Raw genomic sequence first — 25,030 nt, 5'->3', positions numbered from 1 at the left:
GATTCCATTTGTTACATTCCTATGATTTTTGTGCGATGATTTTCTTTGACGCAGGGCTTTTCCCATATCACGCAAATGATTATTGCAGCCCATTATCTATGATAAAGAAAATCTGTATCCTATTATTGCTTCTAACCGTTCTTTGGGGCTGTGCTTCACGCCAAAGCGCACCGATTCCGGAGGCAGCTGTCCCTGACCAATTCCCTTCAGCCCAGCAGGCGCTTCAGGATAGATCCGATTTGCCTTGTTTTGCCTGGTGGCGGCAATTTGAAGATTCAGATCTGAATAAGCTGATAACGGCGGGATTACAAAATAATCCCGATATTCACATTGCCTTGGCAAATTTAAAGGAAGCGCGTGGCGAACTGCAGCATGTCAAACTGGGCTGGATTCCATCACTGGAGTTATTTGCCGGCTATTCCACAAACCCAGCGCTTGGCGTGCCTGGCGGATTTTATGGCGTATGGCCATCTTATGCCATGAATATTGCCCGCCATTTTAAACGCGAAAAGCAGGCTCGCTACAACGTTGAGTATTATCACGCCATGATTGATGGGGTTCGTTTGACGGTCATCGGGCAAATAGCCGCTGCTTATTTTACCCTGATGGCGCAGCAGGAAGAATTAAAATTACTCAACGAGCTGGACAGGGATTTAATGGATCTCATTAATCTCACGAAAGAAGATGTTAGGATCGGTTTGCAAAATAATATTGATTTGGCAAAAATTTCTGTGGATGAGAAGGCGGTCTCAGCCCTTATCAAGCCGGTAGAGCATAATATTATCGTCAGCCAGAATGCCCTTCGTTTTCTCCTGAACCAAAATCCCGGAAACATTAAAACACGGAACAATTTTACTGCTATTGACTTGACCCGGTTTAAGCCTGGCAGTTTGCCTGCTGCGGTGCTTCGCAACCGGCCGGATTTAAGAATGAGAGAATTTGCCATTAAAAAAGCGCATGCCGGGGTTTCTATGGCCTTTGCCGATTTTTTCCCAAGTTTGCAGCTTGATGAATTTATTGGTGAGGCGCATCTTCCTGAAAGCAAGCTTGCTGAGGTGACGGACAGTTATCTGCATGAAATTATAGATCCTGCAACCTTCGGTACAATTACTGCACGAAAGGGGTTGCTTGCTGCGCGCATGGCAGAGTACATGAAAGCAGTTCATCGTATCTTAAACGAAGTGGATAATGATTTATCAGCCAATCGCCGTATGCGTGCGTTTTTTCAAGAAAAGCAAAAAGCTGAAGCGGATTATGCTTATCAGTATAAGTTGCAGGAAGGATTGTTCAAAACAGGATTAATTTCTTATAAGATGTTGCTAGAAAACAAAATTTATTTGGACAAGCTCGCGCTGGAAACCAATCAGGCCAAATTGCAGCTCGCCCTTTCGCTGGTGCAGCTTTATCAGGATTTAGCGGGGGGTTATGCTATTAGGTAATAACGGATACGGATATTCGGTGACAAGGTGACTATTTTTACAAAATTAAAGCATGCGCGAAGGCTTATCACTCTGCCGAATTTTATTATTTTTACGGGATTAATAGCGGCGTTGATCTATGTTTTCTCTTTTCTTTTTCCCATTACCGATAATGCCTTTGTGTTGAATAATGTAAGACCTGTGGCAGCGCAGGTCAGCGGGTTCATCACGAGTATTCAGGTTAAAAACGGGCAGTATGTCAAGCGTGGACAAACTTTATTTACTGTTTTTAGCATGCCTTATCAATACAAGGTTGATAAAATCGCTGCAGAACTTGGAGCTTCGCGCGCCAGATTGGCAGCCCTGCAGAAAACCCATGAGCGGGATGAAAAAATCAGTGAAACTCGCCATAAAATTTATATCAAACGGAAACAGGATGATGAAAAATACCGCAAGGGGTATGCCATCCGCTCGGTGTCCTTAATTACTCTGCAAAATTCAGAGCAGGAAACCCAAGCCGCTCTTGATGAATGGAAAGCAGCTTTAAAACAACTTGAAATTGATAACCATGTGATTAAAGCGCAAGAAGAGAAAATCAAAGCCATTGAAGCAGAGCTGAATATAGCCCGAATCAATCTTGAGCTAACCAATGTCACTGCAGAGAATAATGGCGTTGTTCAAAATCTGTTTTTAACATTGGGGACGCCTGTCAATGTGAATCAACCGCTATTTTCGTTTATTAATACCGATGACCTTTTCATTCAGGCTAACTTTAACGAGACAGATTTACGGAATGTGCGCAAGGGATGTAAAGCCTATATTTTTCCCCGTATGTATCTTGGACGAAAGATGTTTCATGGGATTGTAGATTCCGATTTTTGGTCGGCCAATCGACAACTTGTTGATCCCAGAACACAGCTGCAAACAGTCATTAATGAGAACCAGTGGATTCTTCTTCCACAACGATTGCCGGTTATTATTCGCGTGACTGATCCTGACCCCCGTTATCCCTTGCGGGTTGGAGCGAGTGCTTATGTTTACATCAAACCTTGCCAGCTGGCTTGAGCGAAATGATCCTTACGGTTTGTACCGTATGACTTTTCACAAGGCATTATTCACAGCGGTCGTTATGGTATTTGTGTATTGGCTCTTTTTACCTGACAGGTTTCTTGCCTTCATAGCGCCTGTGATTGTGGTATTTTTATACGAATTACCAACAGCGACAAGCTTTCAAGAAAGAGACTGTATTTTACTCTTTGTTTTTACAGCAATTATTATTGGGAGTATTTCATTTTATTTGATATTTCCCTTTCGATTTTTTTTCTTTTTTTATGCCATTCTATTTTTAGCCGTTGTTTATTTTATCATTGCCGACCATTTCCCAAAGTTTAAAAATGCCTCCATGCTCATCATCGCCGTCAGCACGATTAATTTATCTTTGCAGCCGGCTGCCAACCTTGGGGGTGCTTATGAAATTTTAATGGCAAGCCTCCTTTCCATGGGAACGTTGTTTGTTTGTTTGATTGTTTTTCCTAATCGTTATCTCATCATCTGGGTACATGCGGTCAGACAGTTTATCGTTTGTCTTGAAAAAAGAATTGAAGCCAGTGTCCATCAAAAAATGAGCCCTGAGTATATGATAGAAATTCCTCATCTTGGTATGATGCGAACCTACCGACGGCTCGTTCCTAAATCCTGTTTTCGGGATGTATGCCAATTATCTGCTAACCTTAGGAATATTGAATTTGCCTTGTTTAATCGCTTTGAAGCGGATAACAATATGCGGTTCTGGTGGACTGTAAGACGCTATTTGCAGTTGCTAAAACTCCATATGAAGCATCAAAAACAGCAGCGCCTGCCTTGTCTTCTGCGGTTAAGGCCGGAAACGCCATTGCAAAATCTTGTGAGTGAATATCTCATCAAGATCATTATGTGCTGGAACCGGTTATGCAACAACTATCCTTCTTAAAAAGAAAACTAGAATATGCGAGGTTCACGCATTTGGCGCTTATGTACATCATGGCGCTTTGTGTCTTTTTATTTTCAACAATCCCCCATAAAAGATGGGTGTTTCTTTCGGTGATGGTGATATGTGCGGGTATTCAGCCCGGTTTGATTGTCAAGCGCTCGATTCGGCGAATCAAAGGCACTATGCTTGCTCTCGTTTTAATGATGCCAGTACTTTATCTTGTGCAAATAAATTATCGCTTGATTCCCGTTTTGTTGATTGGATCTGCAATTTTGATGGTTGTTTCCGGCATGAACTCGAATCGATATGACATCAAAGTTTTTTTTACCACTTTTTTTGTATTTCTGCTCACTGCGCTAACAGTTGAAGAAATAACAGCAGAAGGTCCGGTCGAGATGGTGTTAAACAGGGCAATCTGCACCTTAATCGGAGTTGCTATTATTCTATCTGCGGATTATTTTTTGTTTGATTCCTATCGTTACGGGCGCAAGCTTTATTTTTTTCACCAATTGCTGACTTATCGTTTTCTCAAAAAGAAAGCGCAGGAACTGCGGGAAGAAAAAAACTTGCCAGTGAATCGTTATACCTATATTTCCAGGCTGCGAGATGAAACCAATGAACGCTTTTCTGCTTTGGCAAAGGCAGCAGAAAGCCTCGTTTCGGATTTAAGCGCCGATTTAGCTTTAAAAAAAGAGGTTGCGCAATTCCAGGGCACGCTATCGGAGCTCAGGCGGTTGCTTTTTGCGACTTGCTTTGCGCGGCTAATCCTGAATTCGCCTGAGAATTTAACGCGTAATCTCGTCGATTTTGATGCCTTGATGAGTAAGGCTCAAAGCCAGATGCTTATAACTATGCATGATAAAGACCAACCCGTAGAAACCATGGCAAAAAGCTGAAGCTTGCCGGTTTGGGTTTACGCTTTCCCGGCAATAATCTCAGTAACATCTTTTGAGAGTTCGGCTTGATGGTTAACCGGCAATCTCAGCACACGGGCATTTTCACCTAAATCCAGTTTTTTAAGATCAATTGACTGCAGCATGGGGTAGTCATAGCTTTTAAAATAGAGCTTGGCATTCTTTAAGTCTTTAAACACTGTCCACTGCGTTGTTTCTGTTCCAGCAGATCCCTTGGGATTGCGCACCATCCCGTTTGGTATAAATACATTTTCAATGATGTGATGGGCTAAAACCACAGCTTTTTCAGCATTTTCTACAGGTAAAGCCGTTGTCTGTAAAAAAGCCATTTTCACGAATCGCGAAGGGGATGTACTGTCTCCTGGCAGGCCGAACATGCCGGCGCCCTGGCTGGTTGCGCTGTATGTAATTCCATCCTCTTTGATTGGTTCAACAGCATAAGGACTTAAATTGGTGTAATTTTTCAAGTTATTGATATGCCAGTCAAAAGTAGGGGCGTTTGTCAAGATTCCAAGTGGGTTATCGTATACTTGCATGTCTTTTTTGTTAAACTCGATAACAATACTTTTGCCTTTGGAATCATTAACAATTACATGAACCGGAAAAGTTACTTTTCCTTGCTGAGGCACATCCAAATCCTGGCCAAATACAATCAGCCTGCTTAATTTTGCCTTGACTTCCTCTACCGTTTCAAACTGACTTAAAATCCAGTCCCCCAGTTGGTAATAGGGGATGCCTTGTTTGACGTTCTCATTTGTGGCTTCGGGATAGTCTGTAAAACCCGGCAAATAGAGAAACCCCATGGAAAGCCCTTTTTCATTCATGCCGTCAACAGCATGATCCTGATGGAAGAAATTTAAATACACATAGCCATATTTTGCAGTCCATGATTGACTTTCCTGGCCATTTAAAGCTTTATTCGTAAACTTTCGTCCTTTTGGGGACGTGATGATTTCACTGTCAAGCGGCGGGCCAAATTCCAAAGTGCGTCCAATAACAACAGCGCCATCCTTTGCCTTGATTAAGATATTCGTACAGGCAAAAGAGAGACTTAAATTGAATGAAAGAATGAATATAAAGGCGGCCTTGAGTTTCATTTTCTACGTCCCTGTTTTGGGTTTATAGGCGTAACATTTATGAATTTAAAACAATTCATATGGGAAGTCTATCAACTGATATGGAAATACATTGATATGACATATGGATTTTAAAATTTTACAGTGCGACAAAAACAATTTTGATTATTATCTCGCATTGAACAATGCGACCAGTTTTTTTATAATGTAATCCGTTTTTCTAATGATGTTATCCAAAGAATACACTTTTAAGACAAAGGCTTTGGGGTTACGCCCTGCCGGCGCGTCATTTTAGAATAAAACCCAAATTTGAATATGCAGAAAGGCCAAAGTCGATGGTAAAAGATGATCATTGCAAAGAAGCAAGCAACTCGCCGCTTGGGAAGAAAATCACTTATGTTTCTGAATACGCTCCGGAATTGTTATTTCCCATTCCTCGAAAAGGCAAGCGCGATGAGATCAAGGTGCCAGAGCCCCTGCCATTCTTTGGCTTTGATACCTGGAATGCCTATGAGGTTTCCTGGCTGAACCCTAAAGGTAAGCCGCAAAACGCAATTGTCCAGTTCGACATAAGCTGTCATTCAGTCAATCTCATTGAGTCAAAATCATTCAAATTGTATCTGAATTCATTTAACAATACTCGGCTGGTTTCAGTTGATGAGCTCCGCGCGCGCCTGTTGAAAGATATAAAGCGGGCGGTTGATGGAGACGTGTTGATAACCCTACACACACTGGATGATTTGTTGAGCCAAAAAATTGAGACTTTCGAAGGAACATGTCTTGATTTTTTGGACATTGAGCCTGACTCTTACCAGGTAAACCCGCAACTCTTAAGCGCCAAAGAGAACCGCAAGGTGAAAGAAACACTGTACTCACACTTGCTGAAATCAAATTGTTTGGTAACGGGTCAACCGGACTGGGGATCTATCCAGATTTCTTATACAGGCGCGAAAATTGATGAGGCCGGGCTTCTGAAATATCTTATATCATTCCGCAACCACAATGAATTTCATGAGCAATGCGTCGAGCGGATATTTATGGACATTCAAACATATTGCAAGCCATCTGAATTGATTGTTACTGCAAGATATACAAGGCGCGGGGGGCTTGATATCAACCCGACAAGAAGTTCAATACCCATTTCACCGGTTAAAAACATCAGAATGGCGCGACAGTAGCCGGAGGCATGGTTGATCTGTTCAAAAAGAAATCTTTATACCTCGATCAGAAATTTTTATCATTACTCATCATTAAATGTTTTTTGAATTTCCTTTACTATAATTCAAATTAGATTCACCATGCCTCCAAATTAATGAATAACAATATCAAAACTTATAGTCAGGCTGCCAGGCAAATTGGTTTTGTGATGAAGCACCATCACCTTGGATCTTCAGAAGTTAGATTGCTCAAAAAACTCATCCAAGACAGCTATAACACGTTTGGGGCATTGCACCATGATAAAATTTTTTTGAACCTCGGATTATGGGATGAAAAAATTTACAGTGAATACAAAGAGCTAAATTTCAATTTTTCATCTGTATCTGAAGTACAAGATATCAATTCTCAATTACTTCTTTATTTTCTGATAAGACCATTAATAAAAAATCAATTTTTTAACAAAAGACTGTTAGACGTCGGCTGCGGTAATGGTCTTGGCCTTAAAGCAAGCGCTGAATTATTAAAAACCAATTACGCATTAGGTGTCGATTTGGTTGATCGCTTAATCGCTCACTCCAATGATCATTTCTATTTGCAAAACAAAGTGAATTTTATCCAGTCTGATGCAGAAAACCTTCCTTTAGAAAATGAAAGCTTCGATATTATTACCAACCTTGAGAGCTCCCATTTGTACCCTAATATCGAAGATTTTTTTTCAGAAGTTGAGCGCATCTTGTCTGTTGGTGGTTTTTTTTGCTATTCAGATCATTATTATATTCATAAGGATCAATCAACCAAATTAGAAAAATTTGTTAAAGAGAGCAAAAAATTAAAAATTATTCAAAAAACTGATATTACAAAATTGGTGCAAGCTTCTCTCTATCAACGTTTAATTGTTAATGAAGAATCATTTTATAGAGCTGCCCTATCCATTATCGGCCATGAGCCAAATAAAATACTCCAGGAACTTCCCACTTTAGCGGCGGTTTTCGGTCTCATATTCCTGCCTTGGTGGAAAATCAGGTTTAAAAATCCAGCCTTGCAATGGGTGGCCAAGGTTGCCAGAAAGGATAAGTTTTGGGGTAAAAAATATTATTTTTATTATCTAATTCAAAAGGTTAAATAATGAAAATAAAAAAAATAAAAACGATTATATATGGATATAGTGAGGAAAGATTAATCAAAAATATCCTTTATCACTCAAAAGAACCGATTCTTTTAAAAATACCCCAATTTACTGATACATTTTCCTTGGAATATTTTGAACGTTTTAACACCATTCAGACAACTTACTGTACCTATTTGAATAATAAACTGATTAACTTTCGTACAGGAAATTTTGCAGAGGTCATTTCCCAAATAAAAAATAACGAACCCCACAGAATATTTGCTGAGATGTTTTCTTCCAATATAACATCCGAAATAGAAAAGCATGTGCCGCTATGGCAAATAATCCCTTTTAGGCCAAGGTATTTTAATGAAAAAATCAAAATGACTTTTTATTTTGGAGGTGCCAATACGAACACGCCGCTTCATTATGATAGAGAGCATACTTGCAACCTTCATTTATGTCTGAGTGGGAAAAAGAGGTTATTACTTTTTACGAAAGAACAAAATAAGTATCTATATAAACTACCTTTTTTCGGTGATTCATTAATTGATTTCTCAGAACCTGATGACCTTTTATTGAAACAATACCCAAAGCTTGCGCAGGCTGAGGGTTATGAAGTTATTCTGGAAAGGGGAGATATGCTGTTTTTGCCTAGAAATTGTTGGCACTATACTGAGTATCTTGAGCCTTCTTCCTCAGCGACTTATGTGTTTTATCCTAATAAATTCTTTCAATTTTTAGGTCATTTTACTGGCCATTTCTTCCTTGGATTTAAAGAAGAATCGGGCTTTAGGCTATATAAATGGCCTGTATTTCAGAGGTTTGACTATATGTATGCCTCGTCTGACGGAAAGCTGAAATACTTATATACGCTCATTGAAAAAATAAGCTATTTATTTTTATTACCTATTGTAAGTATATTGCATATCATTGCCTTTAAAATAAAACCAAGAAGGCCATTTTAATCAAGAAAGGGTAAAAATTGATGATGCTTACGGCTCAAAACTTATTCAGGGAATAAGGGCTTTTTTCTCTGCCAATCGCTCGTAAAATCCCAATGAAAAAATTATTGTTCCTTAAACGGGACAATTATAGGTTCTATGACCTTATCTTTTACCTGCTGCAAATTTCGATTTCCCAATGAGCTTATTAGCCAAACATCTTGGCTCAATTGGCAAAAAAAGAAAAAAAAGACTAATTATTTAATATGTTTTTTGTTTTTTTGTTAAAGTTGTAAATAATTTTGCCGATTTTAATCATATCCGCATACAGTGAGCAGATTATATGGGAATAAAACAGCATCTTACAATTCGCTCCTCTGTATTAAAAGGGCATGTTAATAAGTATGCAATATTAGGCTTAATTATCTCGATAAGCAGTATTATTGTCGCAACAATTCTTGTTTCTTATCAGATGACTGGCGGAATTAGCCTGAGTGGCTTGATTCATGCGCAGACTTCAAACCCTGCTATTTGGGCGCTTGATTTAACTCCTTTTATGTTCGCTTATTGGGGGCAGTCTTTCTGCTATGAGCTTGCAAGCAAGGCTGAATTGATCATCGAAGACAAAACCCGGGAACTGGTCGATAAACGCGGCGATCTGGAGCAAAAATTACAATATGAAAGCAATCACGACAGCCTAACCAATTTACCTAACATACGTTTGCTGTCAAAAAGGATTAATCAGGGGATTCAACAGTTGAAAAAAGGCGAAATGCTGGCGGTTATCATTCTCAATATCAATAATTTTAAGGATGTTAACTATACCTATGGGAATTTTAGCGCAAACAGCTTGCTGCTCCAGTTTTCGGAAACATTAAAATCCCTTCTTTTGGAACCTTACATGTTGCAATCATATATGGGGATGAACATGATTGCGCGCTTACAGGCAGCTGAGTTTGCAGTGCTTATTCCCCGCTTAAGAAAAGATCATAATTTAGAGCAGATAGTGGCCAATATAATCGACGGTACCTCTAAAACCTTTATGATTGACGGGAATAATATCAATATTTCCACCACAGCAGGGGTTGCTGTTTATCCAGAGCATGGCAGCAATGATGAAGAGTTAATTCATCATGCGACGCTTTGTTTATTGCACGCAGAAAAAGAAGAACAGCGTTATGCAATGTATAAGCCCAGCATGGATAAAGGATACAAAACCAAAGGAATTATGCTTAAGGAAATAAGCAGCGCAATTGATCATGAAGAAATTGAAACTTTATATCAGCCGGTTATTCAATTAAACAATGAAAATATTGTCGGCGCTGAGGCGGTAATTCACATCAGCAGCGAGAAGTATGGCGTATTTAATGCGGAGAAGTTAATTCCCCTCGTAGAAGGGACGAGTCTTGTTAAGAAATTAACTGAATTTACCCTTCGCAAAGCGACAGAACAGCTGGTTTTATGGCATGGCATCAATCAGAAGATATTTATCAGAGTCCATCTTTTTAATGCCACGGATATGGAGCTGCCTGGATTTATCGAGGATTTATTAAAAAGACACAATATGTCTGCTTCTTATTTGCGGGTTGAATTAACAGAGAAGGCTTGCTTAAGCGATCAGACGCGTTCTGTTAATTTTCTAAACAAGCTTGCCGAAATGGGAATAAAAATTGCTATCAGTGATTTTGGCAGCGGATATTCATCCTTTGTTTATCTGATCAATTTCCCTATCCATGGATTAAAAATTGATAAGTCATTTACGATGAATATGATGAAAGACGAAAAAAAACGCAAACTCGTGCACGCAATTACCCGTTTGGCTGACACAATGAATCTTGAAGTATTTGCAGAAGGAATTGCCGATAAAAATACTTTAAGCGAATTGAAACAACTGGGCTGCAAGTATGGAGAAGGCCCCTATTTTTCACAACCTGTCAGCGCAGAAAGTTTTACGTCTGCTTTAAGGCGTCTTAATCAAAATACAACCAATATTTATCCTTAAATTTTAAGGCAGTAACTGCGGATTGGAGCACTGTATCCGGCAGCGTTATGAGCCTTACCCAAGGTTTTCAATTGCAATACACTCTGGTGTGCGTCACATCGAGGGATGTGCCGTAATTAATAAAAGCTTTATTTTCAAGCAGAGGCTTTACGGCTATTACTTCTTGGGGTTCAATGATTTCCGCACGATTAAATCCACAAGCAGTCAAAATAAGGAAAATTGGCAGGCAACACATCCATTTCATCAGTTATTCCTGTTATTTTTTTATCTAAATGGTAGAGGATGTTTTTGGTTTTTTCCATGAATATTAGGCATTGAAATATTTATTCCCTCTTCTTGTTTTTTTGCATGGGCTTTCACTATACTGATGCCAGTATTATTGACCGCGGCACGCAATAAGTGGCGGCAGGCAGGAAAGGATCCATCTTAATGACCGCTTGATGATTGTCATTAGGAGTCTCTTACAGGGTAGATATCATGCTAGACAGGGCAAGTGTAATTGATGAGCAGTTTTTAAAGCGGGTAAAGAACGCTGATTTTCCGAGTGCAAAAAGCGCAATAACGCCGCATGAAGCGGGAATGGAAAAAAAAACAGCCATTGAAATTTTTGATTCCCAAATTAAATCAAGGCAACTTGATCTCATTGCCCGGCAATTAAAAGAAAAAGGGTTATCCTACTATACGATTGGCAGCAGCGGGCATGAAGGTAACGCCGTGTTTGGCCATGTTTTTCGTTATAACGACATGGCTTTTTTACACTACCGAAGCGGCGCTTTTTTTATTCAGCGCAGTAAGCAAATTCCGGATTGCGATCCTGTAAGGGATATTTTGCTTTCATTGGTTGCTTCAGCAGAAGATCCCATTGCCGGAGGGCGCCATAAGGTATTTGGCAGTGTGCCATTATATATTCCGCCCCAAACTTCGACCATCGCCTCTCATTTGCCAAAAGCATTAGGCACCGCACTGTCAATTACGCGCGCCAAAGAGCTTGGCATTGAAAGTATACTGCCGAAAGACGCAATCATACTCTGTTCGTTTGGTGATGCGTCAGTAAACCACGCAAGCGCGCAGACGACGCTAAATGCCTGCTCGTGGATAGCGGGGCAAGGGTATCCTCTGCCTCTCTTGTTGATTTGTGAGGACAATGGCCTTGGCATTTCCGTGCCCACCCCCAGTGATTGGATTGAAAAAACAGTCTCCTCAAAGCCCCATATTCAGTACATCGCTTGTGATGGATTAAATATAGCAGATTGTTATAGCAAAGCTAAGGAGGCGCTTTATCTAACCCGGGTAAAAAAACAGGTGGTTTTTTTGCATGTAAGATGTGTGCGCCTGCTGGGACATGCAGGCTCAGATATTGAATCGCAATACCGCAGTCTCTTGGAGATTGAAAAAACTGAAAAGGATGATCCTTTATTGCATACTGCCCGCATTTTACTTCAAGCTGGGTGGATGACAGAAAAAACAATCCTTGAGCTCTATCAGAATAACCAGGCGCTCATTCAAGCAAAAGCAATGGAAGCATTAAATTCTCCTCAATTAGGCGATGCAGCAGCGGTGATGTCTTCCATCCTGCCAAAAAAACGATTAAAAAAACATCATCCCTTGCCCTTGGAAGCAAACCGTGAGCATGTTTTTGGCACAGCATACCCGCAGCTTAAAATGAAGCGCAATTTATGCCAGCTGATTAATTTTGCCTTGACCGATGCCATGATCCGATACCCCAATATGGTGGTTTTTGGCGAAGATGTGGGAAAAAAAGGCGGCGTTTATCGGGTGACTGCCGATCTTCAGGCGCGATTTGGCAAGCGGCGGGTGTTTGATACGCTGCTTGATGAAACAACGATATTGGGGACTGCAATTGGCATGGCGCACAATGGTTTCTTGCCTGTCCCTGAAATTCAGTTTCTCGCCTATTTGCATAATGCTGAAGATCAATTGCGCGGGGAAGCAGCAACTCTCTCTTTTTTTTCTAATGGACAATACCAAAATCCAATGGTGGTGCGCATTGCCTCACTGGCTTACCAAAAAGGTTTTGGCGGCCATTTTCATAATGATAACTCTATTGCCGTATTGCGTGATCTGCCAGGTGTGGTTGTGGCATGCCCTTCCAATGGCGCTGATGCGGTTAAATTGCTGCGAACCTGCTTATGCCTCGCAGAGGAAGAAGGCAGGGTGGTTGTCTTTCTCGAACCCATCGCATTATACATGACCAAGGATTTGCATGAGGCGGGTGATGGACAGTGGTTATTCACTTATCCGCCGCTGACGGAATCAATTCCACTGGGAGAAGTCAGTACTTTTGGCAAAGGTGAAACGGTGATCCTGACTTATGCGAATGGGTACTATTTATCGAGGCAAGCTGCGAAAATCTTGCGGGATAGTTATGGCATTTCAGTGAAAATTGTGGATTTGCACTGGCTGAATCCTTTACCTGAAGCTGCCATTCTACGGGAAGTAGCCAAGGCGAAGCACGTATTAATTGTTGATGAAGGAAGAAAAAGCGCATCAGTCAGTGAAGGAATCATCAGTTTGCTTGTAGAGCGCGCCTCACCCAAGTTAATAATCAGACGCCTGACTGGAGAAGACTGTTTTATTCCCTTGGGCCAATCCTGGCAATATTTATTACCCAGCCGCGATAAGATTGTAGCAGCTGTGCAAAATTTTTATCAAAACACCGATACGGTATTGAAGAAGTATACAAACCCTGTGTATGTTAAATGATTAAGTAATCGGGACTTGCCTTGGATAAGGAGAATAATGTGGATGATTTATTATTTATTGATGAACAGCTTAATGACGAAGAGAGAATGATTCGTGACAGTGTTGCACGTTTTGTCAAAAATGATGTCGTCCCATTAATGGCTGAAGCTTTTGAACAAGCAGTATTCCCGCGCGAATTAATTAAAAAATCAGCTGAACTCGGCTTGCTTGGACTAACATTGCCTGGTCAGTATGGGGGGGCAGAAGCATCCTATATTGCCTATGGTCTGGTTTGCCAGGAGTTAGAACGAGGAGACAGCGGACTGAGAAGTTTTGTGTCCGTGCAAAGTTCTTTGTGTATGTATCCGATATTTCGTTTTGGTAGTGAGGAACAAAAAGAACGCTTTTTGCCCGCGATGAGCCGAGGTGAAGTGATAGGCTGTTTTGGTTTAACGGAACCGGATTCAGGGTCAGATCCTGCAAGTCTTCGAACCTTTGCCAAAAAAGTTGAGGGCGGCTGGCGTTTAAACGGTGCAAAACTCTGGATCACCAATGCGCCGATTGCGGATATTGCCATTGTTTGGGCCAAAACAGAGGATGGAATCCGCGGCTTTATTGTAGAAAAAGAGTTTGAGGGATTTATCCGTCGCGAAATAAAATTAAAAATGTCCCTGCGCGCTTCGCTGACTGGCGAGCTTGTGTTTGATGATGTATTTATTCCTGATGCCAATATTTTACCTGGTACAGAGCGCGGATTATCTGCGGCCTTAAGTTGCTTGAGTCAGGCACGGTATGGTATTGCCTGGGGCGCAATCGGCGCTGCCATGGCCTGTTTTGATATTACCCGAGACTATTTGTTGGAACGCAAACAATTCGACAGACCATTAGCTTCATTTCAGCTTATACAAAAAGATTTAGCAGAAATGTACACCGAGATTATCAAAGCGCAATGGATGAATTTACAAATCGGCCGCTTAAAAGATCAGCAGCGGGAAACTCCAACAATGATTTCACTGGCAAAAGGCAATGCTTGTCGCGAAGCGTTAAAAATTGCCCGCGGCTGCCGCAATTTGTTAGGCGGTAATGGCATAAGCCTTGAATATCATGTGATACGCCATATGCTGAATCTTGAATCTGTCTTTACTTATGAAGGTACGGATAATGTGCACACCCTGGTTTTGGGAAGACACATCACCGGGATTAATGCTTTCAGTTGAGGCAACCGCTTTTTCCCAAAATTTTTTTAGTTTTAATTGGCAGGAATAAATATTTTGTCTTATAGTTTATTGCGTGTTTAAAAAATAAATATGAAATAAGGAGATAAAAATGGCTGATTGGAACAGCGTAGTATTCCTCAAAACCAAGGGTTCATGGACTGATACGGATAAAGTAAGCAAATGGCCCGGCGTAAAACAAATCTGGTCTACTTCTGGGGATTGGGACTGGTGCATCAAACTGGATAAAGAGCACTCAACCCCTGAAAAAACCGAAGAATTCGTTGCCAAGCTTCGCCAGGCTGACTGGGTATCTAACACAGAAAGCAACTGGTGGCGCGAAGTTTATAGCAAATAAGTTTTTTGCGAAAAAGGCCTCTTTCAAAGAGGCCTTTTTATCTAAGGCGATATGACGAAATTACGAATCTCGCGGCTTGTATTTCCTAAATGTTGTTTTAACCCCCCGTTGACTCATTGAAAAAGTAACCCGAATTATTTTCTGTCTTGTTATTTACTAATAGAAAAGCTATTATACGCTTCCAATCGGGGCGTGGCGCAGTCTGGTAGCGTACTAGCATGGGGCGCTAGGGGTCGTGGGTTCAAATCCCGCCGTCCCGACCAAATTTTATAAATTAAATCAATGTATTACGTGCAAATCAATTTTTGAAAATTATAAAACAAAATATTCTTGGTACCACTTTTGGTACCAGATAAGCAATGTTTATTAAATTCCATTTCTCAGCTTTCTTTTGATCTTAGAAGCTCCCATACGCTCAAAGAATCTCTAAATTTTGGCTTTCCGTGCTGATAGAACTCAACCAATGCGGCATAAAAGATATTTTTATTGCCTATGTTGAGGGGTTAATGGGTTTTCCAGAAGCAATTAATACGGTTTTTCCTAATCGAGATGCGTCCCTAATCCAACCAAACTTGCTGAAAATTCATTTATGTATTTCATACAATCAATCACTCTCCAAGTTCTTAATGTGGATTGTTGTGCATCATCTATTATGACGTAAAATATCTTTGACGAATAAGAGTTTGCATTATACACTCCTTAGCATAACACTCAAGGATGCAAAGCATTTTGATTCTTAGCGATATTACAACAATAAATGCGGGTTACCCTTTTAGAGGCAAAATTCTTGAAGTGAATAACTCGGGCGTGCGAGTTATTCAAATGAAGGATATCGATGCGAATTACTCAATCCATTGGAATTCAGTAGTTGAAACGCAATTAACAGGGCGGCAAACACCGAATTGGCTTAAGCATGGAGATATTTTATTTGCAGCTCGAGGTCAACGCAATTTTGCTGCATTCATAGATGATGAGTTGAAGGAGCGCCATGCGATTGCTGCACCTCAATTTTTTGTAATTCGCTTAAATACTCCCTGTGTTCTACCAGAATATATAGCTTGGTTTTTAAATCAGACTATCGCACAACGCTATTTTCTCAGTAATGCCGAAGGCAGCTCAACGCCAAGTATTCGTAGGCAGATATTAGAAGCAACACCAATCATTTTACCTTCATTAAAGCAACAAAAAACCATCGTAGAATTAGCTAAAACCATTAGCAAAGAAAAACAGCTAGCGTACAAAATGATCGCTAACGGTGAGTTACTGATGCAAACCCTGCTTAATGAAATCAGTCAAACCCAATTGAATCAAGAGGAAGTTCCATCATGCTAAATAGCAATGCGTTAAACACTATAGCCACCAATGCCGACCCTGTTAATCAAGACGCCATCAATAAAGCGCTGATGGCAGCGTGTGATACTTTTCGTGGAACGATTAGTGCCGATACCTATAAAGATTTTATTCTTACCATGCTCTTTCTGAAATATATATCAGATGTCTGGCAAGATCATTTTGAGGAATATCAAAAGCAATATGGCGATGAGCCGGAATTAATTCATGAAATGATGAAAAATGAGCGTTTTGTGATCCCAGAAATTATTCTTAAAAATGAAGATGGCTCTGTTAGAGATCAATTTCAAGCAACGTTTAAAAACCTTTGGGAACGACGCCATGAACCCGGAAATGGCGAGCGGATTGATCTGTGCTTACATGCCATAGAAGAAGCGAATGGTACCAAACTGCGCGATAACGCTAAAAGTGTTTTCCAAGATATCAGTTTTAATACCGATAAGCTCGGCGAAGAAAAACAGAAAAATACTATATTAAGACATTTGTTAGAAGATTTTGCCAAGCCTGAATTGAATTTAAGACCTTCTCGTGTCGCAGGACTTGATATTATTGGCAATGCTTACGAATATCTTATCAAACACTTTGCTGCCAGTGGTGGCCAGAAAGCAGGGGAATTTTATACCCCTCCTGAAGTATCCAGTTTGATGGCAACATTACTTGATCCTCAACCTGGTGACAGCATATGCGATCCTGCTTGTGGTTCAGGTTCTTTATTGATGAAATGTGGTCGACTGATTAGAGAAAACCATCACCAAAAAAATTATGCGCTCTTTGGACAAGAGGCGATTGGGTCGACATGGTCGCTCGCCAAGATGAATATGTTTTTACATGGCGAGGATAATCACAAAATTGAATGGGGCGATACCATTAGAAATCCAAAGCTATTGGATAGCAAAGGGCATTTGATGTTGTTTGACATTGTCACAGCGAATCCACCCTTCTCTTTGGATAAATGGGGTCATGAAGAAGCTGAAAATGATCATTTTGGCCGCTTTCACCGAGGCATACCGCCTAAGACCAAAGGCGATTATGCGTTTATTTTACATATGATTGAGACGCTTAAGCCTAAAACAGGCCGCATGGGTGTCGTAGTACCTCATGGGGTTTTATTTAGAGGCTCAAGTGAAGGAAAAATCCGGCAAAAATTGATAGAAGAAAATTTACTGGATGCTGTGATTGGCTTACCTGAAAAACTCTTTTATGGCACAGGAATACCTGCAGCCATACTCATTTTCAAAAAGCAAAAATCAGATGATAAAGTGCTATTTATTGACGCGTCTAAAGAATTTAAATCAGGCAAAAATCAAAACCAGTTATCACAAGCAAACATTGATAAAATTATTGAGACCTACAAACAGCGTCAATCTGTTGATAAATACGCCTATCTTGCAAGCCTCGATGAAATCAAAGAGAACGATTACAACCTGAATATTCCCCGCTATGTGGATACCTTTGAAGAGGAGGAAGAAATTGACTTGATGGCGGTTAGAGCTGAACGCATGGCACTTAAAAAAGAACTGGCTGAGCTTGAGCTTCAGATGGAAGCTTATTTGAAGGAGTTAGGTTATGGTGCCTAATGGGTGGAAAAAGAAAAAACTTGATGAAGTAACAAGCTTGATTTTAGATGGAACTCATTTCTCACCAAAGTCAAAAGCTGGCCCATACAAGTACATAACCTCAAAGAATATTCGCTTCGGTAAAATGGATTTAAACGATATTTCTTACATTTCAGCGGAAGAGCATGAATTAATTCACAAGAGATGTCCAGTTAAATATGGTGACCTGCTTCTTACTAAGGATGGAGCCAATACAGGAAATGCAGCTTTAAATGAATTAAACGAAGAATTTAGTTTACTATCTAGCGTAGCTGTTATTCGTGCAAATCCAGAATTTACTTCTAATAAATTTCTTTTGCAAACTCTTCTTTCACCAAAGTGTCAATCAATGATTAAAGATGAAATGGCAGGGCAGGCTATCACAAGATTAACCCTACAAAAAATTAAATCGTTTGAGATCATGTTACCTCCCAAAAACGAACAAAAAAAAATCGCCCAAATCCTATCAACATGGGACAAAGCCATCACCACCACCGAAAAATTATTAGCCAACAGCGAACAACAGAAAAAAGCGTTAATGCAACAGTTGCTTACTGGGAAAAAACGATTTGTAGAAATTGAAAAATGGCAACATTCCCCACTTAAAAAACTAGTAAGAATTTCAAAAGGCCAACAGTTAAATAGAAACACTTTAAACGAGAGTGGAAGATACCCAGTGATAAATGGAGGCATCGCACCTTCTGGATATAATGATGTAGCGAACTGGTCTGGTGACGCTATTACAATAAGTGAAGGTGGAAACTCTTGTGGATATGTCTCATATCAGAAAAATGATTTCTGGTGTGGTGGACATTGTTATGCTTTAAGTGATTTGAAATTACCAATACAGACTACTTATCAGCTCCTCAAATTTAATGAAAACAAAATTATGCGGCTTCGCGTTGGATCGGGTTTACCTAATATCCAGAAAAAAGACTTAGAGAATCTAATCGTTTATTTTCCAACCAGCTTCGAAGAGCAGCAAAAAATCACTTCTGTACTTTCTATCACTGATAGAGAAATCGAAAATATCAAGCAAAAACTGCATTGTTTGCAACAAGAAAAAAAAGCCCTTATGCAACAATTATTAACAGGAAAACGAAGAGTACAAGTGTGAATTAACAAGGAGGTTTTTATGAGCAAAGGAAAAAATCAATATGTTGTCAAACATTCCAATGGATGGGCTGTAAAAGGTGAAGGTAATAGCAAAGCCACCAAGGTTACTAAAACTCAAGCTGAAGCGATTAAGATTGCTAAAATATAGCTCGAAATCAAAAGTTGGATACAAAGATTCATGGGCAAGATGGGAAAATACGCAGAGGAAATAGCTATGGCAATGATCCTTGTCCTCCAAAAGATAAAAAATGAAAATTATTGTATTACAAAATCACTGGCGTGAAATTAATAAAATTGTAAGAGACTATGAATGAATTGGAATGTAAGAGAAATATTTGAAGAACTCATCCAACTCGATGAGCACCAACGCATCGAAGCCAAATACGCAAGTGATATTGGTTACTCAATCATGCAAACTATTTGTGCTTTTGCAAACGAACCCGGTTTAGGAGGCGGCTGGCTGCTTCTTGGTATTGCTGAACCAGACTCTGAACATAGCACACATTGGGTTAGCGGTGTTGATAATATCGACAAATTATTAGGTGAGCTGCAAAATAATTGTCGCACACAGTTTGAACATTCCATCCGCATTGAATGTAAGCATGAAAAATTTGATGGCAAATCAGTTATTGGTGTTTTTGTCCATGAACTTGAACCTAATGCAAAACCATGCCGTTTTATTGGAAAACCTGATAAACATAACAAGCGTAAAACGGGCGTTTGGCGACGCGGTGCAAACGGTGATTATGAATGCACCGAAAAAGAACTAGAGCCTATTTTAATAGCAAAGGCTGGCACGAGCTATGAACAAATTATTTTACCGGATACCACGCTCGATGATTTGGATGAAAATGCTATTGCCCTATATCGAAAACTACGTGCAAAAGTTCGACCTAATGCCGAAGAATTACAAGCTGATGATTTAGGATTATTGCGTGCTTTGCGTGTTGTTAAAAAACATGGCGGCGAGTATATCCCCAATATTTCCGGGTTACTTTTATTTGGAAAAACACTTTCTTTACGCAGATTACTACCCGCTGTGCGTGTAGATTATGTTCGAGTTGCTGGCACTGAATGGGTAGAAGATCCAGAACAACGGTTTCAGTATTCTCTTGATCTGCGAGAACCATTATTAACCCTTATTCCTAAACTTGAAAATGTGATATTAGATGACATGCCTCGCTATTTTCGTTTAGAAGAGGGACAGCTACAACGCTCTGATCAGCCTTTCTTACCTCAAAAAGTGATTCGCGAAGCGATTGTTAATGCAGTGATGCATCGAGATTATCATGTCCATCAGCTCATGAACGAAGAGCAATTGCTTTGGTTAAAGCAGTTTAGAGATTTGAATTTAAGTTCCGATGAAGCCAAAGCGTTGGTCTTAATTAGAGAAGTGGGAGCCATTGACAATGGTGCGCTGCGAGCGATTACAGACCTAGATACGCTGGCAGCAAGCAAAGTACTTGGTCGCCTCTGGCAACAGTACCATTTGATTGAAAAAGGTGGAAGTGGACGTAATACCTATTATAAACCAACCCATTTGCTGATGAGCTATCATCCTCCTGAGCATCAAAATAAAGATGAGCTCAATAGAAATGATAGTAACCTCATGGCAAATAGTAATGACCTCAATCGAAATAGTAGTGACCTCGATGCAAATAGTAGTCACTTACCTGATGCTTTGCGAGAGGAAATTGAACGATTGACTCCAAAATCTCGTCATATAAGGCCTGTCATTTTGAAGTTATGCCTACATCATTCGTATTCTGCCGATCAAATGGCGACTATTCTTAATAGAAACGCGAGTGCTTTAAAAACGAAACAACTTATACCTATGTGTGACGAGGGTTTGATAACGTATACCCATCCAGAGGTACGAAATCATCCAAATCAAGCTTACGCTATCACAGAGAAAGGAAGGCAGTGGTTAAAAAACAAGGGGCAACTATGACCCAATTACCTCGCTTCCAAGAAGAATACAGCGCAAAAATACCCGCATTGGTTGTATTGAATAATTTAGGTTGGACGTTTTTGTCCCCAGACCAAGCGCTAATAGCACGTGATAACAAGCCCAGTGAAGTTGTCTTAACAACCGTGTTGTATGAAGTATTAAGAAAACGCCGCTTTATATATGCAGGAAAAGAATACCCCCTTTCAGACAAGTCAATTGATGCTATTGTTGCAGAAATTACCACTCCCGCATTAAATGAGGGATTAACCAAAGCAAATGAGCGGATATATAACCACATCTTATATGGAATTACTGTCACTGAATTTGTTGGCGGTAAAAAAATAAATCCGACTATTCCGCTGATTGATTGGCATGATATCAAAAATAATAGTTTTTTATTTACAGAGGAATATTCTGTTTTAGGTGCAGGTGGCGCACAAACCCGTTGTCCTGATATCGTTTGCTTCGTTAATGGCTTACCACTCGCGGTCATCGAAGCGAAACGTCCTGATGGGAAGAAAGGTCCAACCATTGAGGAAGGGATATCACAACATCTGCGTAACCAGCGTTTAAGTGAAATCCCTCAGTTATTCGCTTATAGCCAGCTTTTATTATCCATTAATGGCGTTGATGGCTTATATGCAACACAGGGCACAGATAAAAAATTTTGGGCAACTTGGCGAGATGAAGATATAGACGAGAATCAATTCAATCAAATTAAAAATTTAGCCCTTACCCCTCAACAAATAGACGGCTTTTTTAACCATCGGCGAGCAATAGATAGAGCTTGGTTTGAAAAACTCATCTCGCAAGGACAATTAGCTGTAACAGGACAGGATAAACTGCTTATCGGTTTATTATCACCCCAACGATTGCTCGATATCACTCGTTATTTCATGTTATTTGACAAGAAAGCCGGGAAAATCGTTGCACGATATCAACAGTTCTTTGGTATCCAACGGCTGATTGAACGAATTAACAGTTCTCGCCCTGATGGTGGGCGAGAAGGTGGCGTTATATGGCATACGACTGGTTCTGGTAAATCGCTAACGATGGTCTTTTTATCGCGCGCGCTTATTTTGCATGACAGTTTGAAACAATGTCGCATCGTTGTCGTCACTGATCGCGTCGATCTGGAAAGACAATTATCTAATACCTTTCATTCTGGTGGTGAATTTTCTGGAAAAACAGAATTTTCAAATGCAAAAGCCACATCCGGTAGACGGCTGGCGGAGCAAATCAGCAAAGGCACTGAACGTGTTATTTTTTCTCTCATTCAAAAATTTAATACCGCGGCCAAGCTGCCACAATGCAAGAATTTAAGTCGTGATATTGTCGTTTTAGTGGACGAAGGCCACCGCTCACAAGGCGGGGAAAATTATATTCGCATGAAACAGGCCTTGCCCAATGCTGCCTTCATTGCCTTTACAGGTACGCCTTTGCTTAAAGAAGATAAAACAACGAATAAATTTGGGTCTATCATCCACGCTTATACCATGCAGCGTGCAGTAGAAGATAAAATGGTGACACCTCTTTTATACGAAGAAAGACGTCCTGAGCTCATGGTCAATGACCGCGCAATTGACTCTTGGTTTGAACGAATAACTGAGGAACTTTCTGAGGATCAAAGGGCTGATTTAAAGAAAAAATATGCCAAAAAAGGCGAAATCTACCGCTCTGAAAATCGAATTGAGCTTGTTGCTCTGGATATAGCGCACCATTTTGTAAAAAATATTGATGAGGGCTTAAAAGGACAAATTGCTTGTGATAGCAAACTGTCCGCTATTCGCTACAAAAAATATTTAGATGAAGTTGGATTATTTGAATCAGCTGTCGTGATGTCACCTCCTGATACCAGAGAAGGAAACGTGGAAGTTGATGAGTCTAAAATTCCAGAAGTAACAAAATGGTGGAAAGATAATGTTGGTAATCAAGATGAACGTGAGTACACACGACAAGTCATAGAGCGTTTTGCCAATGATGAGGATTTAAAAATAATTATTGTTGTTGATAAGCTGCTTACCGGTTTTGATGAACCGCGAAATACGGTGCTTTATATTGATAAGCAGCTCAAAGAGCATAATTTAATTCAGGCTATTGCTCGTGTTAACCGATTACATGAAAAGAAAAAATTTGGATTATTGATTGATTATAGAGGAATCCTTAAAGAGCTTGATACCACTATTGCCAAATATCAGGATTTAGCATCCAGAACACAACAAGGTTATGACATTACCGATCTAGATGGTTTATATCACCAAATGTCTAGTGAATATAAACGTCTTCCCCTGCTCTATGATGCATTATGGCAAATCTTCAAAGAAGTTAAAAACAAAGGGGATTTTGAACAACTAAGGCAAGTACTTATCCCCAAAATACAAGAAGTTGATGGCGATCTCGTCGATACAAATCTGAAAGTTAGAGAGGATTTCTACGATGCACTGAGTGAATTTGCGAATTGCCTCAAAGTTGCTTTACAGTCTGATAGCTTTTTTGAAGACAAAAGTATTACTGATGCCCAACGTACTCACTATAAAGAAACATTAAAACAATTCACCAGCCTGCGCCAAATTGCAAAACTCGATGCAGGTGAAATCATTATATATGACAAATACGCTGAGCTTGTAAAAAAGCTTATGGATAAACATGTTGTTGGTGTGCAAATTAAAGAGCCAGAAGGTGTATATGAAGTTGGCAAAATGGGACATCAAGAACGCCCCGAAGAATGGAATGAAGAAAAAACAAGAAATGAAACAGATATCATAAAAACACGCATCGCTAAAATGATTGAACAGGATTTAAGAGATGATCCTTATGCTCAAGAAACATTCTCAGAACTTTTAAAAATAGCCATAAAAGAGGCAGATGAGCTATTTGAACATCCATTAAAACAATATTTACTATTTCAAGAATTTGAACATGATGTGCTAAACAGAAAACTAAAGGAAATTCCAGCGGATTTTTCTGATAATCACCATGCGCAAGCTTATTATGGCGTATTCAAGCTTCAACTTCCCGTTTCTTTTGCAACTCTCACAGAAGAAGAGCAAAAAAAATGGATTGATCTTGCTTTTACTGCGGACGAATTAATTAATATTTCGATTGCGGAACATTCTTTGAATCAACAAAATACAGAAGCAGACATTCGGAAAAAATTATTACCTATTATTTTTAAAGCGTGTAAAGAATTAGGTTTTGGAATGGAACATGCAAAAAACATTATTGAACAAGTTATTCAAATTGTTCGTGTGGGTTTAATTTCAATATGATTAAGGATAATCGATGTCTACAGATGCAACCTATATTACATTTGGGATAGATAAAATTCCTTTTGAGCTTCGACCCAAAAGACAAGAAAGCCACCGCATCACAATTAAAGTCAAACCTGATTGTCAGGTTATTGTTTTTGCACCTCCATCCGCAACTCATGACGAAATTATTGTGGCTGTAAATAAACGCGCAAAATGGGTGTATAACAAATTACGTGTATTCAGATCTCAGCAAGATTATATTACTCCTCGACAATATATAAGCGGCGAAAGTCATTACTATCTAGGTAAAAAATATTTGCTCAAAGTGATTGATGATTCAAAAGCCAAACCGCAAGTCAAATTAGTACGCGGTCAACTTCAAATTATTGCAGCAAGGAATATAGGGCATAGACGCCAATTGTTGTCAGATTGGTACAAGCAGAAAGCTTTTGGGGTTTTTAGCAAAAGATTGGATCAACTTCTATTGACAGTCCCTTGGATAAAAGAACGCCCCACGATAAATTTAAGAGCGATGCGTTCCCGGTGGGGTAGCTGTGCAGTTAATGGAAAAATAACGCTTAATACTCATCTCATTAAAGCACCGACAGCATGTATTGATTATGTGATACTCCACGAGCTATGCCACCATTCTGAACATAATCACAGCGATAAGTTTTATCGTTTATTAAGTCAGGTTGCTCCCAACTGGAAGCAGGTAAAACAATATCTCGATAAATCAGCTAATTTATATCTTATGACTTAACTTTGAGGGGGATTTATATGAATTAGTTTCCACTTAATCTGACACGGTAATCGTCCCAAAAAATAATTGCTGCCAAAAATAGGGCAATGATACGGACTCATTTTAAAAATTGATGCAAATGAGGTAGCAAAAGTTTATTA

The 25,030-nt window shown here is 39.8% G+C and carries 21 protein-coding genes and 1 tRNA gene; 20 read left to right on the top strand and 2 right to left on the bottom strand.

The window, feature by feature from the left end; all coding sequences use genetic code 11:
• The first annotated feature begins 98 nt into the window (after window positions 1-98).
• The 4 genes from Llon_RS11470 to Llon_RS08750 are packed head-to-tail and all read left to right on the top strand — an operon-like array spanning window position 99 to window position 4,283.
• Window positions 99-1,439: a TolC family protein gene (locus Llon_RS11470; RefSeq protein ID WP_058529714.1), complete on the top strand. Its 1,341-nt coding sequence runs from the start codon at window positions 99-101 to the stop codon at window positions 1,437-1,439.
• Window positions 1,440-1,466: 27 nt separating this feature from the next.
• On the top strand, window positions 1,467-2,483 hold the full coding sequence (locus tag Llon_RS11465; protein ID WP_058529685.1) for an HlyD family secretion protein: 1,017 nt from the start codon (window positions 1,467-1,469) through the stop codon (window positions 2,481-2,483).
• Window positions 2,452-3,387 (top strand): hypothetical protein, encoded by a 936-nt coding sequence (locus Llon_RS08755; RefSeq protein WP_058529684.1) that lies wholly within the window; start codon window positions 2,452-2,454, stop codon window positions 3,385-3,387. The genes Llon_RS11465 and Llon_RS08755 overlap by 32 nt, the downstream gene beginning before the upstream one ends.
• The gene (locus tag Llon_RS08750) at window positions 3,366-4,283 is read left to right on the top strand and encodes an FUSC family protein (RefSeq protein ID WP_058529683.1); all 918 of its coding nucleotides are present in this window, start codon (window positions 3,366-3,368) and stop codon (window positions 4,281-4,283) included. Before Llon_RS08755 ends, Llon_RS08750 begins: the two co-directional genes overlap by 22 nt.
• 17 nt (window positions 4,284-4,300) lie before the next feature.
• Here the strand turns inward: Llon_RS08750 and Llon_RS08745 are convergent, their stop codons facing one another.
• Window positions 4,301-5,398, bottom strand: coding sequence for a linear amide C-N hydrolase (locus Llon_RS08745; RefSeq protein WP_058529682.1), 1,098 nt, complete (start codon window positions 5,396-5,398; stop codon window positions 4,301-4,303).
• 314 nt (window positions 5,399-5,712) lie between these two features.
• On the opposite strand from Llon_RS08745, the gene queF reads away from it, so the two are divergent.
• The 4 genes from queF to Llon_RS08725 all read left to right on the top strand — a co-directional run bounded on the left by queF (window position 5,713) and on the right by Llon_RS08725 (window position 10,589).
• A complete protein-coding gene (queF, locus tag Llon_RS08740) occupies window positions 5,713-6,555 on the top strand; it encodes an NADPH-dependent 7-cyano-7-deazaguanine reductase QueF (RefSeq protein ID WP_058529681.1) in 843 nt (280 codons plus the stop codon).
• 134 nt (window positions 6,556-6,689) lie between these two features.
• A complete protein-coding gene (locus Llon_RS08735; RefSeq protein WP_058529680.1) occupies window positions 6,690-7,661 on the top strand; it encodes a class I SAM-dependent methyltransferase in 972 nt (323 codons plus the stop codon).
• Window positions 7,661-8,611: a cupin-like domain-containing protein gene (locus Llon_RS08730; RefSeq protein ID WP_058529679.1), complete on the top strand. Its 951-nt coding sequence runs from the start codon at window positions 7,661-7,663 to the stop codon at window positions 8,609-8,611. The genes Llon_RS08735 and Llon_RS08730 overlap by 1 nt, the downstream gene beginning before the upstream one ends.
• A gap of 319 nt (window positions 8,612-8,930) precedes the next feature.
• Entirely contained in the window at window positions 8,931-10,589 is a 1,659-nt protein-coding gene (locus Llon_RS08725) for a putative bifunctional diguanylate cyclase/phosphodiesterase (RefSeq protein WP_058529678.1), read from the top strand.
• Between the two features lie 67 nt (window positions 10,590-10,656).
• Here the strand turns inward: Llon_RS08725 and Llon_RS11460 are convergent, their stop codons facing one another.
• Window positions 10,657-10,833 (bottom strand): hypothetical protein, encoded by a 177-nt coding sequence (locus Llon_RS11460; protein WP_157079321.1) that lies wholly within the window; start codon window positions 10,831-10,833, stop codon window positions 10,657-10,659.
• A 233-nt stretch (window positions 10,834-11,066) separates the two neighbouring features.
• On the opposite strand from Llon_RS11460, the gene Llon_RS08720 reads away from it, so the two are divergent.
• The 12 genes from Llon_RS08720 to Llon_RS08670 all read left to right on the top strand — a co-directional run bounded on the left by Llon_RS08720 (window position 11,067) and on the right by Llon_RS08670 (window position 24,890).
• Window positions 11,067-13,313 carry a thiamine pyrophosphate-dependent enzyme gene (locus tag Llon_RS08720; protein WP_083503306.1) on the top strand — a complete coding sequence of 749 codons (2,247 nt, stop codon included), beginning with the start codon at window positions 11,067-11,069 and terminating at the stop codon, window positions 13,311-13,313.
• A 38-nt stretch (window positions 13,314-13,351) separates the two neighbouring features.
• Window positions 13,352-14,509, top strand: coding sequence for an acyl-CoA dehydrogenase family protein (locus Llon_RS08715; protein WP_058529677.1), 1,158 nt, complete (start codon window positions 13,352-13,354; stop codon window positions 14,507-14,509).
• Window positions 14,510-14,618: 109 nt separating this feature from the next.
• On the top strand, window positions 14,619-14,864 hold the full coding sequence (locus Llon_RS08710; protein WP_058529676.1) for a hypothetical protein: 246 nt from the start codon (window positions 14,619-14,621) through the stop codon (window positions 14,862-14,864).
• Between the two features lie 186 nt (window positions 14,865-15,050).
• Window positions 15,051-15,127: transfer RNA gene (locus Llon_RS08705), tRNA-Pro, on the top strand.
• A gap of 159 nt (window positions 15,128-15,286) precedes the next feature.
• The gene (locus tag Llon_RS11905) at window positions 15,287-15,520 is read left to right on the top strand and encodes a transposase (RefSeq protein ID WP_412754166.1); all 234 of its coding nucleotides are present in this window, start codon (window positions 15,287-15,289) and stop codon (window positions 15,518-15,520) included.
• A gap of 73 nt (window positions 15,521-15,593) precedes the next feature.
• A complete protein-coding gene (locus Llon_RS08700) occupies window positions 15,594-16,196 on the top strand; it encodes a restriction endonuclease subunit S (protein WP_083503309.1) in 603 nt (200 codons plus the stop codon).
• Entirely contained in the window at window positions 16,190-17,791 is a 1,602-nt protein-coding gene (locus Llon_RS08695) for a type I restriction-modification system subunit M (RefSeq protein ID WP_058529674.1), read from the top strand. Before Llon_RS08700 ends, Llon_RS08695 begins: the two co-directional genes overlap by 7 nt.
• On the top strand, window positions 17,781-18,926 hold the full coding sequence (locus Llon_RS11320; RefSeq protein WP_083503304.1) for a restriction endonuclease subunit S: 1,146 nt from the start codon (window positions 17,781-17,783) through the stop codon (window positions 18,924-18,926). The genes Llon_RS08695 and Llon_RS11320 overlap by 11 nt, the downstream gene beginning before the upstream one ends.
• A gap of 18 nt (window positions 18,927-18,944) precedes the next feature.
• Window positions 18,945-19,073 carry a DUF2188 domain-containing protein gene (locus Llon_RS11780; protein WP_237758302.1) on the top strand — a complete coding sequence of 43 codons (129 nt, stop codon included), beginning with the start codon at window positions 18,945-18,947 and terminating at the stop codon, window positions 19,071-19,073.
• A 162-nt stretch (window positions 19,074-19,235) separates the two neighbouring features.
• Window positions 19,236-20,876 (top strand): AlbA family DNA-binding domain-containing protein, encoded by a 1,641-nt coding sequence (locus Llon_RS08680; protein WP_058529673.1) that lies wholly within the window; start codon window positions 19,236-19,238, stop codon window positions 20,874-20,876.
• A complete protein-coding gene (locus Llon_RS08675) occupies window positions 20,873-24,145 on the top strand; it encodes a type I restriction endonuclease subunit R (RefSeq protein ID WP_058529672.1) in 3,273 nt (1,090 codons plus the stop codon). The genes Llon_RS08680 and Llon_RS08675 overlap by 4 nt, the downstream gene beginning before the upstream one ends.
• Before the next feature lie 13 nt (window positions 24,146-24,158).
• Entirely contained in the window at window positions 24,159-24,890 is a 732-nt protein-coding gene (locus Llon_RS08670; protein ID WP_058529671.1) for a M48 family metallopeptidase, read from the top strand.
• The last annotated feature ends 140 nt before the right edge of the window (window positions 24,891-25,030 follow it).

The organism is Legionella londiniensis (assembly GCF_001467825.1).
GTDB lineage: Bacteria > Pseudomonadota > Gammaproteobacteria > Legionellales > Legionellaceae > Legionella_A > Legionella_A londiniensis.
The sequence above is the reverse complement of the archived record's forward strand: the minus strand, read 5'-3'. Positions and strand labels throughout refer to the sequence as shown.